Source organism: Stenotrophomonas daejeonensis, from assembly GCF_001431505.1.
Taxonomy (GTDB): domain Bacteria; phylum Pseudomonadota; class Gammaproteobacteria; order Xanthomonadales; family Xanthomonadaceae; genus Stenotrophomonas; species Stenotrophomonas daejeonensis.
This window is the reverse complement of the sequence record NZ_LDJP01000076.1, coordinates 1-905: the sequence shown is the minus strand read 5'-3', so window position 1 is coordinate 905 and position 905 is coordinate 1. Positions and strand designations below refer to the sequence as shown.

The 905-nt window shown below is 68.8% G+C and carries 1 protein-coding gene; it reads left to right on the top strand.

Annotated elements, in window-relative coordinates; translation table 11 throughout:
• Nucleotides 1-822 (top strand): transposase (locus ABB34_RS12485; protein ID WP_152979613.1); only part of this gene is annotated, 822 nt, incomplete at its 5' end.
• Nucleotides 823-905: the final 83 nt, after the last annotated feature.

Here is a 905-nt window from a genome sequence, read left to right as displayed (position 1 = left end):
GCCGATCTGCTGGGCTGGCTGCTGCCGCAGCCCCACCCGCGGGTGGTGTTCGAAGCCAGCGGTGGGTACGAGCGCGATCTGCTCGATACCCTGCACCACGCCGGCCTGAATGCCGTGCGCTTGCCGCCCCGGCGCCCACGCGCCCTGGCCCAGGCACTGGGCCTGAAGGCCAAGACCGATGCGATCGATGCCCGTGTCCTGGCCGTGGCCGCGCAGTTGCTGCCGGCCGCGCCTACCGTCCCGTTGACGGCGGCCACCCAAACCCTGCGCGAATGGTTGCACGTGCGTACGGCCCTGGTGAACGAACGCGACAGCCTGCGGCGGCGACGGCTACACTGGCGCGACCCCGCGGTACGGGCCTGGGTGGACGCCCATATCGCCGACCTGCAAGGGCGCATCGCCGAGGTCAACACACAGCTGGAACAGGCACTGGCCGCCTGCGACCTCTCCTTGCCCGCCGCCCCGGGGCTGGGGCCGATCCTGCGCGCTACCCTGGCCGCCCGCCTGCCGGAACTGGGGACACTGGATCGCCGTCGGATCGCCGCCCTGGTCGGGCTGGCCCCCTACAACCGCGACAGCGGCCCCTGGAAAGGCCAGCGCCGCATCAGCGGCGGCCGGCCCGATGTCCGACGGGTGCTGTACATGGCCACCTGGGCCGCCATCCGGGCGCGCTCACCGCTGGCCGAAACCTACCGACGGCTGGTGGAGGCTGGCAAACCCAAAAAACTCGCCGTCACCGCCTGCATGCGCAAGTACCTCACCATGCTCAACGCCATGCAGCGCGACAACCTGCCTTGGTACCCAAAAGGAAGCTCTGCATGAAATGACAGTTGACTCCTACATTGCTTGCGCTGCTCCATATCGGTGGCTGTTCTCTTATCACACATCTCCGAGCCCACGAGCCA